This is a genomic window from Ulvibacter antarcticus, from assembly GCF_003688405.1.
In the GTDB taxonomy this organism is placed as follows: Bacteria; Bacteroidota; Bacteroidia; order Flavobacteriales; family Flavobacteriaceae; genus Ulvibacter; species Ulvibacter antarcticus.
On the sequence record NZ_REFC01000014.1, the window covers coordinates 507,780 to 522,809 of the forward strand.

Annotated in this window: 13 protein-coding genes; 7 read left to right on the forward strand and 6 right to left on the reverse strand. The window is 36.6% G+C overall.

Going from position 1 to position 15,030, the window contains the following annotated elements:
• The first annotated feature begins 151 nt into the window (after nt 1–151).
• The 5 genes from BXY75_RS14025 to BXY75_RS14050 all read left to right on the forward strand — a co-directional run bounded on the left by BXY75_RS14025 (nt 152) and on the right by BXY75_RS14050 (nt 7,933).
• Nucleotides 152–2,107 carry a peptidylprolyl isomerase gene (locus BXY75_RS14025; RefSeq protein ID WP_121908385.1) on the forward strand — a complete coding sequence of 652 codons (1,956 nt, stop codon included), beginning with the start codon at nt 152–154 and terminating at the stop codon, nt 2,105–2,107.
• Nucleotides 2,107–2,961, forward strand: coding sequence for a peptidyl-prolyl cis-trans isomerase (locus tag BXY75_RS14030; RefSeq protein ID WP_121908386.1), 855 nt, complete (start codon nt 2,107–2,109; stop codon nt 2,959–2,961). The genes BXY75_RS14025 and BXY75_RS14030 overlap by 1 nt, the downstream gene beginning before the upstream one ends.
• Entirely contained in the window at nt 2,933–4,387 is a 1,455-nt protein-coding gene (locus BXY75_RS14035; protein WP_245962985.1) for a peptidylprolyl isomerase, read from the forward strand. The genes BXY75_RS14030 and BXY75_RS14035 overlap by 29 nt, the downstream gene beginning before the upstream one ends.
• Nucleotides 4,388–4,402: 15 nt before the next feature.
• Complete coding sequence (locus tag BXY75_RS14040; protein WP_121908388.1) at nt 4,403–5,356, forward strand: AAA family ATPase; 954 nt, start codon at nt 4,403–4,405, stop codon at nt 5,354–5,356.
• 312 nt (nt 5,357–5,668) lie between these two features.
• On the forward strand, nt 5,669–7,933 hold the full coding sequence (locus tag BXY75_RS14050) for an aconitate hydratase (protein WP_121908390.1): 2,265 nt from the start codon (nt 5,669–5,671) through the stop codon (nt 7,931–7,933).
• 64 nt (nt 7,934–7,997) lie between these two features.
• Here BXY75_RS14050 and BXY75_RS14055 read toward each other — a convergent pair whose 3' ends face one another.
• The 4 genes from BXY75_RS14055 to BXY75_RS14070 all read right to left on the reverse strand — a co-directional run bounded on the left by BXY75_RS14055 (nt 7,998) and on the right by BXY75_RS14070 (nt 12,173).
• On the reverse strand, nt 7,998–8,660 hold the full coding sequence (locus BXY75_RS14055) for a hypothetical protein (protein WP_121908391.1): 663 nt from the start codon (nt 8,658–8,660) through the stop codon (nt 7,998–8,000).
• A 188-nt stretch (nt 8,661–8,848) separates the two neighbouring features.
• Nucleotides 8,849–9,715 (reverse strand): sugar phosphate nucleotidyltransferase, encoded by an 867-nt coding sequence (locus tag BXY75_RS14060; protein WP_121908392.1) that lies wholly within the window; start codon nt 9,713–9,715, stop codon nt 8,849–8,851.
• Nucleotides 9,708–10,790 (reverse strand): mevalonate kinase family protein, encoded by a 1,083-nt coding sequence (locus tag BXY75_RS14065; RefSeq protein ID WP_121908393.1) that lies wholly within the window; start codon nt 10,788–10,790, stop codon nt 9,708–9,710. Before BXY75_RS14065 ends, BXY75_RS14060 begins: the two co-directional genes overlap by 8 nt.
• 21 nt (nt 10,791–10,811) lie before the next feature.
• Nucleotides 10,812–12,173, reverse strand: coding sequence for a Gfo/Idh/MocA family protein (locus tag BXY75_RS14070; RefSeq protein WP_121908394.1), 1,362 nt, complete (start codon nt 12,171–12,173; stop codon nt 10,812–10,814).
• Between the two features lie 176 nt (nt 12,174–12,349).
• Between BXY75_RS14070 and BXY75_RS14075 the strand changes: the two genes are divergently transcribed.
• Both BXY75_RS14075 and BXY75_RS14080 read left to right on the forward strand, forming a co-directional pair.
• On the forward strand, nt 12,350–13,018 hold the full coding sequence (locus tag BXY75_RS14075) for a Crp/Fnr family transcriptional regulator (protein ID WP_121908395.1): 669 nt from the start codon (nt 12,350–12,352) through the stop codon (nt 13,016–13,018).
• Nucleotides 13,019–13,219: 201 nt separating this feature from the next.
• The gene (locus BXY75_RS14080; protein WP_121908396.1) at nt 13,220–13,780 is read left to right on the forward strand and encodes a TlpA family protein disulfide reductase; all 561 of its coding nucleotides are present in this window, start codon (nt 13,220–13,222) and stop codon (nt 13,778–13,780) included.
• On the opposite strand, the gene BXY75_RS14085 is transcribed toward BXY75_RS14080, so the two are convergent.
• Entirely contained in the window at nt 13,769–14,224 is a 456-nt protein-coding gene (locus BXY75_RS14085; RefSeq protein ID WP_121908397.1) for a GNAT family N-acetyltransferase, read from the reverse strand. The genes BXY75_RS14080 and BXY75_RS14085 overlap by 12 nt on opposite strands.
• A gap of 12 nt (nt 14,225–14,236) precedes the next feature.
• Nucleotides 14,237–15,004, reverse strand: coding sequence for an SOS response-associated peptidase (locus BXY75_RS14090; protein ID WP_121908398.1), 768 nt, complete (start codon nt 15,002–15,004; stop codon nt 14,237–14,239).
• Between the last annotated feature and the right edge of the window lie 26 nt (nt 15,005–15,030).

Here is a 15,030-nt window from a genome sequence, read left to right on the forward strand (position 1 = left end):
ACGCTAAATGCAATTTACGAAAATAAACAATGCTAAACTTTCAGAAAATACACTAGAAAATTGATTAAAACGTTAGGGTATGAAACTTGTGTAACGATAGCTTTTTGTTATTTTTGCCAAGTTTCAATCTCATTAAATAAGTTTCAGAAAAATGAAGAAGTATATTGTTTCAATTTTAGTATTATTTGTTTGTGCTACATCAATATCACAGAATAAGAAAGATGTCTTACTCACTGTGAATGGAAAACCTGTTTACTCTTCGGAATTTATAAGGGTATATAGCAAGAATCTTGATTTGGTAAAAGAAGAATCACAAAAAAGTGTTGATGGTTACTTAGACCTATTTATTGATTATAACCTGAAAGTGGCTGAGGCGCATGCCGAAAAACTTGATGAGAATAAGGCTTACATTGATGAATTCAATAAATACCGGGATCAATTATCGAGAAACTATATCTATGAAGAAGAAGTAACCAATGAATTGGCGCATGAAGCTTACGATAGGGGTTTAGAGGAAATAAACGCTGATCATATTTTAATTCTGGCTGACTACGAAGATAGTCCTCAGGATACATTAAAAGCTTACAATAAGGCTAAAATGGTGCTTGATAAAGCACGCGCAGGTGAAGATTTTGAAACCTTAGTGAAGACTTATTCTGAAGAACCAAATGCTAACAAATCTGCTGGTAAGCTGGGTTATTTCACTGTGTTTAACATGGTGTATCCATTCGAAAATATGGCCTATAACACTAAGCCTGGCAAGATCTCCAATATCGTGAGAACTCGTTTTGGGTATCATATTATAAAAGTGAATGATCGTAGAATAAGGGCCGAAAAGATATCTGTTTCTCATATAATGATCGCCGATAATGGTGAGGAAAGGACCTTTGATCCAAAAGAACGAATAAATGAAATTAGTGCATTGTTAAAACAGGGTGAAACATTCGAAAGCCTTGCAAAACAATACTCAGATGACAAAAATTCAGCAAAACAGGGAGGGAAGTTAAGTTCATTTAGAAGAGGGGATTTACGTGCTCCGGAATTTGAAGATGCTGCTTATAATCTTCAAAAGAGTGGTGATGTTTCCGATCCTGTAAAGACTCAGTTTGGATGGCATATCATTAGATTAGAGGAAAAGTTTCCAATAACCACTTTTGAAGATGAAAAGGAACAGTTATTAAGTAAATTAAAGGGAGGATTGCGTTCTAAAATGGTAACCTCGGCTCTAAATGATAAAATTAAAGAGTTGTTCGATTACAAAGTTGTGACCGGATACAAGAAGTATTTTAATGACGAGCTTAAAACCGATTATTTCGGAAAAGACTGGAAGTTTGCTGATGTTGATGCTTCAAAAAATAAAGTAATCTTTAAGCTTGATAAGAAGGAGTTTACTTATAATGATTTTGGAGCTTTTCTCACTAAAGGACAAAGAAGAATAGGAGGTTTTAAGCAAAAAGATAATATGTTGGCTTCTTTTTACGATGAATTTGAAACTTTCGAATTACTAAAGTATTATAAAGAAAACCTTGAAGAAGAGAATGAAGAATATGGCGCTATACTTAATGAGTATCGCAATGGCTTATTGATCTTCGATGTGATGAATGAAAATATCTGGACCAAAGCAAAAAATGATTCTGTTGGTCTAAAAAAATTCTACGAAACCATAAAAAATAATTATCAATGGGGAGAACGAGTGGAAGGAGTTATATACTCCGCCACTAGTAACGAAGCGGCCAAACAGGTTGAGTCCTTATTGAAAGAAGCTAAAACTGCAGATGAAATTAAAGCTGCTATGAATACAGACGATACTGTAAATGTAATCGTATCGGATGGAAAATTTGAATTGGGAAAAAGAGAGTTGCCGGAAAGTTTTAATGCAATTAAAGGGGTTTCACCAATTTACTCCAAAGATAATCGATTTGTAATAGTGAATGTTCGGGAAGTAATGCCTTCCGAAGTGAAAGAACTAGATGCCGTAAAAGGTAAGGTAATGAGTGAGTATCAAACGTATCTAGAGAAAACCTGGATAGAAGGACTTCGTTCAAAATACGATGTTGAAATAAACAAAAAAGCACTCAAAAAAGTAAAAAAAGAACTTAATTCTTAATGCAAAAAACAGTCTGGATAATTCTGATTGCTTTTACATTGGTGTCTTGTGAGTATTTTAAACAGGGTCCGAGTGAAACTCCTGTGGCACGTGTGAACGATAATTATTTGTACAAGAAGGATCTTGTGGATTTAACTTTTGAAGGGACTTCCAAAGAAGATAGTATTCTAATCGTGACAAATTATATCAACCGCTGGGCAACCCAGAAGCTTCTTATAGATCAGGCTAAAATAAACTTGTCTCAGGAAAAGCTTAATAACTTTAACAACTTAGTACAACAGTACAAAAATGATCTTTATACCGAAGCGTATAAAAGTGCCATAATTGCGCAGCAAATGGACAATACTATTTCGAATAAAGAGTATGACGAATTCTATGAGTTGAACAAAGAAAATTTTAAACTGAACGATGAATTGATCCAAATTCGATTTATTCATTTAGACAAGAATTACTCTAATATTCGAGAGACAAAGGATAAATTTGTTCGCTTTAATGCATCCGATAAAAAGGAACTAAGCGACTTGAGTATACAATTTAAAGCTGTTAATCTTAACGATTCGATTTGGATCGAAAAAAACGCGATTTTTAAGGCATTACCTGTTGTGGAAGCAAATAGTAGTCAAGTGTTAAAAAAATCTAATTTTACACAATTACAAGATTCATTAGGAGTATATTTGGTGAAAATTGAAAATCTGCTGAAACCTAATGATTTAGCACCACTTTCTCATATTAAACCTACCATCGAACAGATTATTTTGAACAAGCGGAAGCTTGAGCTTATAAAAGAATTAGAAAAAGATATTACAAAAGATGCAATTAAAAATGATGACTTTGAAATTTATACGCCCAATTAACCTATTGGTAGTAATGCTTCTATTTGTTCAAACAATTAGTTTTGGACAGGAAGTAATTGTTGTAGATAGCACAGGGGTAGTAAAAAATAGTACTTCGGAAATCTCTGAATTAAAAAAAGATACAGTACTCCCATTTAAGCGTTTCAAAGCTGAAGGAGTGTCGGCTGTGATTGGTGAATATGTGATTCTTGATAGTGATATAGACAAAAGTTACGTCGAATTGCAAAGCACAGGAGTTTCTATTGAAGATATTACCCGTTGTCAATTAATGGGAAAGTTGATGGAAGATAAATTATACCTTCATCAAGCAAAAATCGATAGTATACTTATCGCGGACGCCGAAATTAATCCACAGGTTGATCAACTTATACAATATATGGTGAGTGAGATTGGTAGTGAGGATAAGGTCGTACAGTATTATCGCAAGGAGACAATGGCCGAATTGAGAAAAGATTTGTTCGATGCCAAGAAAGACATGGAACTTGCAAATCGTATGCAATCGAAAGTGGTTGCGAATGTCGAGATTACTCCAGAGGAAGTGCGTTCGTTTTTCTTCGCTATCCCTGAAGATGAGCGTCCTATATTTAGTGCTGAAGTTGAAGTTGCCCAAATAGTGATTGAGCCTGAAATTACGGTGCAAGCAAGACAGGGAGTTATAGACAAACTGAATCAAATGCGAGAAGATGTAATAGAAAGTGGTTCTAGTTTTGCGACTAAAGCTGTGCTTTATTCAAAAGATCCGGGGTCAGCATCCCGAGGTGGTTTGTATGAAGGAGTTAGGAGAAATGGTCCTATGGCAAAAGAATTTAAAGATAATGCCTTTTCATTATTGGAAGGAGAGGTGAGTGAACCTTTTGAAACCGATTTTGGTTTTCATATATTAACAGTCGATAAAATTCGAGGCCAGGAAGTGGATGTACGTCATGTGCTTTTGTTTCCTGAAGTTTCACAAACTGTGATTGATGGTGCTAAAAGCAAAATAGATAGTCTCCGTGATAAAATAATTGCCGGGGATATTAGCTTTGCTGAAGCTGCGATGCGATATTCAGACGATAAGGAAACTCGAAATAACGGAGGACAATCGGTAAATCCTACCACCTTCGATACGAAATTCGATCTTACCAAAATGGATCCAACCTTGAGTGCGCAAGTTTACAATTTAAAGGAAGGCGAAGTGTCTAAGGTTTTTACAGACAGAGACAGGACCGGAAGAAGTAAGTTTAAGATATTGACTATTACCAACCGATTGGAAGAACATCCCGCGGATTATGTAAAGGATTACGAGAAAATTAAGGAATTAGCGCTTAAGGAAAAACAAATCCGAGCAATTGAAAAATGGCAGGAAGAAAAGATTAACGAAACGTATGTGAACGTGAATGAAGATTATCGTGATTGTGAATATGCAAGTAATTGGGTAAAAAAATAAACTAAGGATAAATCTATGTCAGATGTAGCAGCAGTGTCACAACTCGTTTCAAAATATAATGCACTTAAGCAGGAAATTAAAAAAGTAATTGTTGGGCAGGATGAAGTCGTAGATCAGGTGCTGTTAGCAATTTTTTCTGGAGGTCACGCCTTACTAATTGGAGTGCCTGGACTTGCGAAGACTCTACTCGTTAATACTGTTGCAGAGGCATTAGGGCTCCAATTTAAACGAATTCAATTTACTCCCGATTTAATGCCAAGTGACATATTAGGATCGGAAATTCTTGATCAGAATAGAGAGTTTAAATTTATTAAAGGCCCAATTTTCGCGAATATTATTCTAGCGGATGAGATTAACCGTACACCACCAAAAACTCAGGCAGCTCTCTTGGAAGCTATGCAGGAACGAGCGGTAACTGTTGCAGGTCATCATTACAAATTAGACCTTCCCTATTTTGTTTTAGCTACTCAAAACCCAATCGAGCAAGAAGGAACTTATCCGCTACCTGAAGCTCAACTGGATCGCTTTATGTTTGCAATCAATCTCGACTACCCAAGTTTTTCGGAAGAGGTTGAAGTGGTAAAAAGCACTACCTCTGGTGAGACTAAAAAGGTAAATGCCCTTTTCACGGCAGAAGAAATTATCGAATTTCAGCAATTAATTCGCCGAGTTCCTGTAGCAGACAATGTAATTGAATATGCAGTTACTTTAGTTGGAAAAACCAGGCCAAAGAGTCAGGCGGCTCCCGAAATTGTGAAAAATTATATCGATTGGGGGGCAGGGCCAAGGGCTTCACAAAATTTAATTTTGGCTGCCAAATCGCATGCTATTTTACATGGTAAATATTCACCCGATATAGCCGATGTGCAAAATGCTGCTTTTGGAATACTTCGTCATCGTATGATTAAAAATTATAAGGCAGAAGCGGAAGGACTTTCCATTGAAGAAATTATTCAGTCGTTGTTTTAAGGTTTCTTTTTCCTGAATAGTTTTCTGCAATACCATTTTTTCTTCTGAAAGCTATTAATTGCCAAAGAATATCTTGAGGATTATAAGTCTTTCCGAAGTACTTAAATTTATAAATCCTCAATTTTGTATATCTAAAATTACGATATTGATAATTATTGAAATGAATAATGCTATTTTGTTGTGAATAATTCAACGAATTGCTTAGTTCGCTAATTATTTTTGAATTATTTCAAATTTTCGTACTTTTGCATTTCGTCACTGAGAGTGCTTCTCTTAGGGTGTTAGTTCAATCAATTAATAAAAAACAGTATTATGGCATTCGATATAGAAATGATCAAAAAAGTGTATTCCCAAATGGCGGAACGTGTGGATAAAGCACGGGAAATTGTGGGAAAACCATTAACACTTTCAGAAAAAATATTATACAATCACCTTTGGGATGGTATCCCGTCAAAAGCATTTGCTAGAGGAAAGGATTATGTAGATTTTGCTCCAGATCGAATCGCTTGTCAGGATGCGACTGCACAAATGGCTTTATTGCAGTTTATGCAAGCGGGTAAAACAAAGGTAGCCGTACCAACAACAGTTCATTGTGATCACCTAATACAGGCAAAACAAGGAGCAAAGGCAGATTTAAAACGTGCTAACGAAACCAGTAACGAAGTTTTCGACTTTCTGGAGTCTGTTTCAGATAAATACGGAATTGGTTTCTGGAAACCGGGAGCTGGAATTATACATCAAGTGGTACTAGAAAATTATGCGTTTCCAGGAGGAATGATGATTGGTACAGATTCACATACCGTAAATGCCGGAGGATTAGGAATGGTAGCCATCGGAGTAGGTGGTGCAGATGCAGTGGATGTGATGGCAGGAATGCCTTGGGAATTAAAATTTCCAAAATTAATAGGTGTAAAATTAACAGGTGAATTAAACGGTTGGACAGCTTCTAAAGATGTGATCCTAAAAGTAGCAGGAATACTTACTGTAAAAGGTGGAACTGGTGCTATTGTAGAATATTTTGGACCTGGTGCCAAAAATCTATCTTGTACCGGTAAAGGAACAATCTGTAATATGGGTGCCGAAATCGGCGCAACCACTTCTACATTTGGATATGATGATTCTATGGAACGTTTCCTTAGAGCGACAGACCGATCTGATATAGCGGATGAAGCAAATAAAATTAGAGAACACCTAACTGGAGATGATGCGGTGTATGCAAATCCGGAAAAATACTTCGATGAGGTTATTGAGATTGATTTAACTACTTTACGCCCACATTTAAATGGACCATTTACTCCAGATTTGGCAACACCGGTTGGAGAACTAGGCGAGAAGGCTAGAAAAAATGACTGGCCACTAAAAGTAGATTGGGGTTTAATAGGGTCGTGTACTAATTCATCTTATGAAGATCTTACACGTGCGGCTTCTATCGCTCAACAAGCCATTGATAAAAAATTAAAACCTAAAAGTGACTTCGGAATTAATCCGGGATCGGAACAGATTCGATTCACAGCCGAAAGAGATGGGTTGCTCAAAGTTTTTGAAAACCTTGGTGCTACTATATTTACTAATGCCTGTGGACCATGTATTGGACAATGGGACAGAAGTGACCGAAAAGGGGAAGAGAAAAATACTATAGTACACTCTTTTAATAGAAATTTCTCTAAACGTGCTGACGGAAATCCAAATACACATGCTTTTGTGGGATCTCCGGAAATGGTAGCGGCTATCGCAATTTCTGGCCGACTAGATTTCGATCCAATGAATGATACTTTACTTAATGAAGATGGTCAGGAAGTGAAACTTGAAATCCCTCAGGGTATAGAATTACCTCCAAAAGGTTTTGACGTTGAAGACAATGGATATTTGGAACCGGTTGAAGATGGAAGTAAGATTGATGTTAAGGTGAGTTTGACTTCGGAAAGATTACAATTGTTGGAACCCTTCCTTCCAATTAAAGACAGTGAATTACAGGGCATGAAATTATTGATAAAAGCCTTTGGTAAATGTACAACCGACCATATTTCTATGGCTGGACCTTGGCTGCGTTTCAGAGGACATCTTGATAATATTGCAAACAATACTTTGATTGGTGCGGTAAATGCATTTGGAAAGAAAACAAACTTTGTTAAAAATCAATTGAATGGTGAGTTTGGTGGTGTACCGGATGTTCAACGTCAATACAAAGCGGCAGGTATAAAAACCATTGTAGTTGGGGATCATAACTATGGTGAAGGGTCTTCACGTGAACATGCGGCAATGCAACCAAGATTTTTGGGTGTAGCGGCTGTATTGGTAAAATCATTTGCTCGTATTCATGAAACCAACCTTAAAAAACAAGGGATGCTGGGACTTACTTTTGCTAACGAAGCTGATTATGATAAAATCCAAGAGGATGACACTTTCAACTTTGTTGATATTGCAGACTTTGCTCCGGGAAAACCATTAATGATTGAAGTTGTCCACAAGGATGGAAGTAAAGACATGATAAAAGCAAATCATACATATAATGAGGCACAAATTGTATGGTATCGTGAAGGATCTGCATTGAATCTTATTAAGAAACAAAACGCTTAACTCCTAAATAGTTTAAATAAAAAAAAGCTCCCAATTTTGGGAGCTTTTTTTTATTTACATTGTTTTAACGAATTTGATGAATGGTAAAATAACTATCTTCATTGGCACCTATAACATCTACTGTAGCTAGCGTACATATCGTTTTAATGGTGATAGTATCCCCTTCATTAAGTTGCAAAAGAGTTTGTGCATTTCGGACAGGTGGGGTGACATTGACTCCAATTACTCCAACATTCGCAAAGTCGCTTTTCGCAGTAGTTACGTTGTTTTTTAGGATTACAATTCCAAAATTTGTTGCAGCCGATATTAAAGCGCTGGCCTTTATCTGAGCATATACATCATAGATCCCATCTTGTTTGGCCGTAAATGTACTTGTGGTTGTATTGAATTCATTGTTTAAATCGAATTCTTCGTCATTGAAAGTGAGCAAAGCTGTGTTTGATACCAAAGAAAGTGAAATAAGACCGGTAGATGAAAAATTTCCTTTAACTGCCGTTCGTAGTGCACTGCTTACCACTGTTTTTGATGATATTCTATTGACAGTACCGTTCCTGGATATGACCAGCATTGAGTCTTTTGCAATTTCTATTTCGGTTTCTTGAGTTGTATTTCGTATTCGCAAGTCTCCGTTAATATCTAATGTTGCTGTTGGGGATGTGATGCCGATTCCGACTTGTGAAAATAATGGAAGGCTCACCAATAAAAATAGAATAGCTTTGATATACATAAGTAGGTCGTTAAGTTATTAGTCTATTGCCGGGGAGCATTTCAAATGTAGGAAAAATCTTTAATATTTTCGATTAAAAACCAAAATAATCGATTAAAAGCATATATTTTATAATATTTTAACTTTTATTGTTAAATTTTTAAATCATCTATAGCACTCACAGCCTAGGATAAGTTCATTTACTAGAACTAAAACTTAAAATTGAAATTAATTTTCAAAAATTCATTTAGTGTAAGAATATCACCTTTCGCGGTCAAATCAGGAACGTGCTCACTTAATGGAATGCCTTTTACCGCATTTGGAATGTCCTTACAAAGCGACAATATCGCTGTGGGAAGTTCCTTTTCATTACGAATTTCATGAATAGGGCAACTTTCAAGATATGGGAATATCTCTAAAGCATCCAGTTTGAAAAGATTCATGCTCACCCGAAGTTTTCCGAAGGGATCCTTAAATGCATTCAATTCATTAGAATTGGGTTTCTCTATAATATCTTTCAAATAATTTGATTCATCTGTAACTACCAATGCAAATTGTGCGATTCGATCTTCACTAAATTGTAAGCCGTCTCTGTCATAACAAATAAGAGCATTTCTATGATTGCATTCCCGAATAGTCTTTAGCGCCATAATAGAGTATAGATTATCACCATTACAGACCGTAAATTTTTCTTTATGAAGTTGTGGAAATTGATTTAATGTCTGATATATGGCATCTGCTGTACCCCAAGGTTTAGTTCGATCTTTGGGGATATACTGTGTCGCGAAATAAATGTTGAGCTTATTAAAATTTTTAGTGGGAGTAGGGGTTTCAAAGTATTCCTTGAATTCTTTTGCATCTTCACCTATTACAATATAGACTGATCGATACCCGGCTTTTTCGGCATTGTAAAGTACATAATCTATCATAGGGCGATTGTCTTTACCGATTCCAATCATGGCTTTACTCTTTGAATTGGCCTGTTTTTTCTCAGCTTCGGAAAGGGAAGAAGTCGCCACAGAATTTTTCATTCTTGAAGATGCTCCGGCGGCTAGTATGATAAGATTTTTATGCATTTATTTCTTTTGAACCCTGAGTTACTGAAACTTTGTAAGCCGCTTTGGCTCCATTTTTAAGTAAAGCGTCTATTATTATTTTTTCTTTGTTGGGTGGTGATAAGACAACTATGCTTCCACCATCTCCAGAACCAACGATTTTCGCTCCATAGGCTTCATGCTGTAAAGCAGTCGTGATCATGGTATCAATTGTTGGGACTGTAATTTTCAATACATCTTTTAATATAGTATGATGCTCATTCATCAATTTCCCAATAAGCTTAAAATTTATAATATCGCTTTTAAATAGTTTCAACGCCTTTTGCGTAATCTCATGATTTGCGATAGCGGCATAAAAGTAAGCTTGAAGATCCTCAGGAATATATTTTTTAAGGACTTCAAATTCGGAAAGCTTTGAATTTTTAATTTCAAATTTTGGATCCTTTTTCTGAACGTATTCTATAGATAAAACAGCTTTTGATCGCAAATCTTTTAAAGTAGTTAGCGTTTGTTTAGGTACCCCTGACTCGGCCAGAATCAATCCATTAAGTGTAGTTCCAATAGTATTAAAACCTGAATTTGTTGAAGTATCAATATAAAGAACATTGCCTATTGCGATTGCATATTGATCCATCCTTCCACCGGGAGCATCGTGTTCTACAATTTCGGCTTCGTAAGCTAATTGTGCAATTAATTGAGAAGTGACAGGTTTGTTACATCCAAATGCCTTCAGAAGAAAATGAATCCAAGCAACGACTATTGCAGATGAACTGGAAACTCCTGCATTAATTGGAATATTCCCTTGAATTGAAACCGTATATCCTTCCGAAGGAAAACAACCATGCCTTTTTACTACCCTTAAAGCTGCTCCAAAAAAGTCCAATGATTCAAGTTGTTCGAAAGTATTATCAAGTGAAATATGCCTTTCCGAAGAAATATCGGGCATGCTAATACTAAATATTTTATCGTTGTTCTTCTCCGCTTTCAGAAAAACGAATCGATCGATAGCACAAGCGATCACCGGTAAACCCAGATAATCCTGATGATCTCCAAAGAGACAAATTCGGGCGGGAGTTCTTATTTCAATTCTATTCATACAACTTATGAGTGCTATTTATTAATAGGAATCCTTCATCCATTGATATGGCTTGCGTTTTACCCAGTTTCCTCTCGTAAAATCGGGAAAACCCTGAGGCTCACCATTGTTAGCAATGGATACTTCAGAAAGAGGAGTGATAGCACTCCAGGCGGCCGCATCATAAGCGTCCAAAGGCGGTGCTATATTTTGTTTCGCAGATTCAATAAAAGCATTAATCACAAAGAAATCCATTCCGCCATGTCCTGCACCTAAAGCTTTTTCACCATATTTTTTCCAAAGGGGATGGTCGTATTTTTCTAACCAATTTGTGGCTTCATCCCATCGATGTGGCGTTTCTGCTTTATCCTCAATATATATCCGATTGCCATCAACTTCCCATATCCCTTCACTGCCTTGAACCCTGAACCCGAGTGAATAGGGACGTGGCGAATTGCAATCGTGTGTTACTATTATTGTTTCTCCGTTTGCAGTCTCAATCATGGAAGTTATTACATCACCTTGTTTAAATTTCAACTTTGCATTGGGGTGATCCTTTCCGCCATTTTTAACGATATAATTATGAATTCCGACACCTTTTGAAGCCATAGAGGTGATGGAAACAAATCGATTTCCACGGTTTATATCGCACATTACAGCAATCGGTCCAATACCGTGGGTAGGATAAACATCGGCATTCCGAAGTAATGAATGTTGCGTTCTCCATGCAGATTCTGAAATGCCTTTCTCACCAAATTCGACACCCTTGCCATAAGCTGTTTTGCCATCATTTAGTTTTACAAACCTAAGATCGTGCTGATAGCCACATCTAAAATGAATCAATTCCCCAAAAAGATCCTGCTTTACCATATTTAATACTGCCAGAATATCCCGTCTGTAACATACATTTTCTAATATCATAAGATGGGTGCCGGTTTGTTCATGTGTATTAACTAAATCCCAGCACTCTTCCATGGTATTAGCCGCTGAAACCTCCAATCCTGTATACTTGCCAGCCACCATTGCATCTTTAGCCATTCGAGTATGCCAAAGCCAGGGAGTAGAAATAATTACAGCGTCAACGTTCGATAACGCTAACAGATTTCTATAATCATACTCATTCTTATCAAAAACCTGGGGCACCTTCATACCAGCCTTCTCGATAATATCCAGAGCAATGGTATTTCTTCTTGAATCGATATCACAGATGGCTACCACATTTACATCATCCCTTAGAAGTATATTATTTAAGTGATTCGTCCCACGAAGTCCTACGCCAATAAATCCAAGATTGAGGTTTACTTTAGAATTATTATATCTGCTTCCCATTGCAAGACCGGGTAATAGCGCAATACCAGTGCTTGCTATGGCCGTTTTTTTAACAAAATCTCTCCGTGATCCCATATTCTAGATTTATAATGACCATATAAATTTAGGATAATTTTGATCGACTTACCACTTTGATTCTCAATTCCTAATAGGGCTGTTACTTTTACTAGTAAGGGGATAGCGTACTTACAAATTTATGTAAGGAATATGACAATAATCCGACTACACTCGAACACTAAAACCAACTTACAATGCAATCAATTTGGGTGCTGGAGGATGTTAACCTCTTCCGAATGCTTTGTCCTCATAAATTTAAGGCATATAAGAAGCAACACAATTTTCTAAATTATAAAAAAGAAGACTTTATTTATTTTGAAGAAGACCATGCAAGTAAAGTTTACCTTATTGAAAAAGGAAAAGTAAAGATTGGGCACTACACTGAAGCGGGGGATGAAATTGTAAAAGCTATTCTGTCGAAGGGCGAACTTTTTGGGGAAAAGGCAATTTTGGGGGAAGAAAGAAGAAAAGAGTTTGCTAAATCTATTGACAATACCACCTCTATTTGTCCTGTAAGCGTGGAAACCATGCATGAATTAATGCGCGAAAACAGGTCTTTTAGCTTTAGAATATATAAATTAATCGGTTTTCGAATAAAAAGATTAGAACGCCGACTTGATTCGATTTTGTTCAAGGATGCCGAAACCAGAGTTCACGAATTCTTGCAAGAGTTGGCCGAAGATTATGGTTATTGCTGTCCAAATACTGGCGATACGGTTATTAAGCATCCATATACGCAAAAAGATATTGCTCATCTTATCGGTACATCACGTCCCACCTTTAATGCAATAATGAATAAAATGAAAGAAAACGACTTAATTGATTTCTCCCGAAAGGAGATCCGATTAAAAATTTCTGCCTAATCTTAGCTGGCTGACAGTTGGTTAAAAGAGGGTGGGCTGATTTAGAAATTTTCTCCTGAAACATTTATTTCCATTAGTATTCCCGATAATTTTTTAGGCATCCTTTCACACTAGAACAGAAAATTGTTAAAAAGCCCACAATATTAATGAGAATAGGGTGATGCGTTATAAGTAGCGTCTTTTTTTGGTTATTTTTGAGGCATGAAATTTATAAAGAAACATTGGGGTAATATTGCATTTTTCCTAGTAATTGGTTTGTTGATCTTTCCACCAACCGCGATACCGATTAAAGTTTTTATTACAAGAGTATTTTCATTTAGTCCTTCGGAAGTGGAAGCTGAGGATAGGGCAGTTTTGGATACTTACGATTGGCAATTAACAAATCTAGAAGGTGAAACAATTAATTTTAGTCAATCTGAAGGAAAGGTAGTCGTACTAAATCTCTGGGCTACCTGGTGTCCTCCCTGTATTGCTGAAATGCCATCGTTTCAAAAGTTGTATGATGCTTATGGAGATAGGGTTGATTTTTATTTTGTTTCTTCAGAAGAAGCCACAAAAATTAAGAAGTTTCTTCAAAAGAAAAAATACAACTTCCCGGTATATTTAGAATCTCAGGCACCCCCTAAAATGCTTCAGTCTAAATCCATTCCAAAGACATATCTAATCTCAAAGAGCGGAATGATAGTTATGAATACCGAAGGCGCGGCCGATTGGAACAGTGAAACGGTCCATCAAATTCTGGATAAATTGTTAGCGGACTAACTTTTTTTCGAAACAAACACTGTTCTCGATACCTTGGTAAGGAGGGTAATTAGGAGTAACCACATATCCATTCTTTTCATATAATCGAATTGCTTCAGGCTGCTTTTTTCCTGTTTCCAACACAGATTTTTTAAAGCCATTACTGGCTGCCCATTTTTCAAGATCATTTAAAATAATGGTAGCTAGACCTTTTCCACGCATTTTGGGCAAGGTGTACATTCGTTTGATTTCTACGGTTTCCGCTTCGATTTGCTTGAATGCTCCGCAACCTACGGCAATATCATTTTCAAAAAGTACCACTGTATGTTTTAAAGTATCGATCTTATTGAATTGATCATAAAAACCGTGATCCTCCCCATCCCTAACAGCCAAATCAGCATCAAGAAGTTTAACTAGTTGAATAAAATCACTGTCTTCGGAAGTGGTTCTAAGTATTTTTATCATATAAATTAAGATCTATAAATTATTGAGTTCCTGGTACTCGAATTCTTCTGAAATTTCTTCAACATTGCCCAAATACTCCTTGCCTCTAAGGCGACGCACAGTATAAGCTTCCAATAAATCTTCAGACAGCGGTTTGATGTTTTTTACAATATTCTCGCGATCTGTATTACTTTCGAACGGCTTCAACCATTCCTCTTCACTTTCCGAAGTTAAAATCACTGGCATTCTAGGCTCTTTAAGTTTCGGATTGTTATGAATTTTAGCCATTAGTGGATTACCAACTGTCGTAACAATGGTAAAAGTATTTACTACTCCACCCGAATTCGGATTTGTCCATTCACTCCATAATCCAGCAAGGACCATAGGTTTCTTATCTTTTCGACGGATGTAATACGGATAGACATTACCTTCAAAATGATGATGTTCGTAAAATCCATCAACATAGACGACACAGCGATTATGCTCAGCTGCAGTCCGAAATGAAGGTTTTTCGAAAATAGTTTCGCCTCTTGCGTTCAAGGTGTTATTCCAAAGCTTTTTGAGTTGTTCCTCATCGTTAACCCAGTGTGGTACGAGACCCCAGGTCGCTACTTCGGGAAAATTGGGTGAGCGATTGGTGTAGATCAACATTTCCGGATGACTAAATCCTGAAGCATGATAAATAGGTAAATCTGTTAATGGCGCTAATTTTTCGATGATCTCTTCAATGGCCTGAAGGTCATTTACACGACGGGCTTTATTCAATTGCGCTTCAAGGCTGGCTTTTATATCGTAGCACATCTAAATTTCAATATTTTACACTTGAC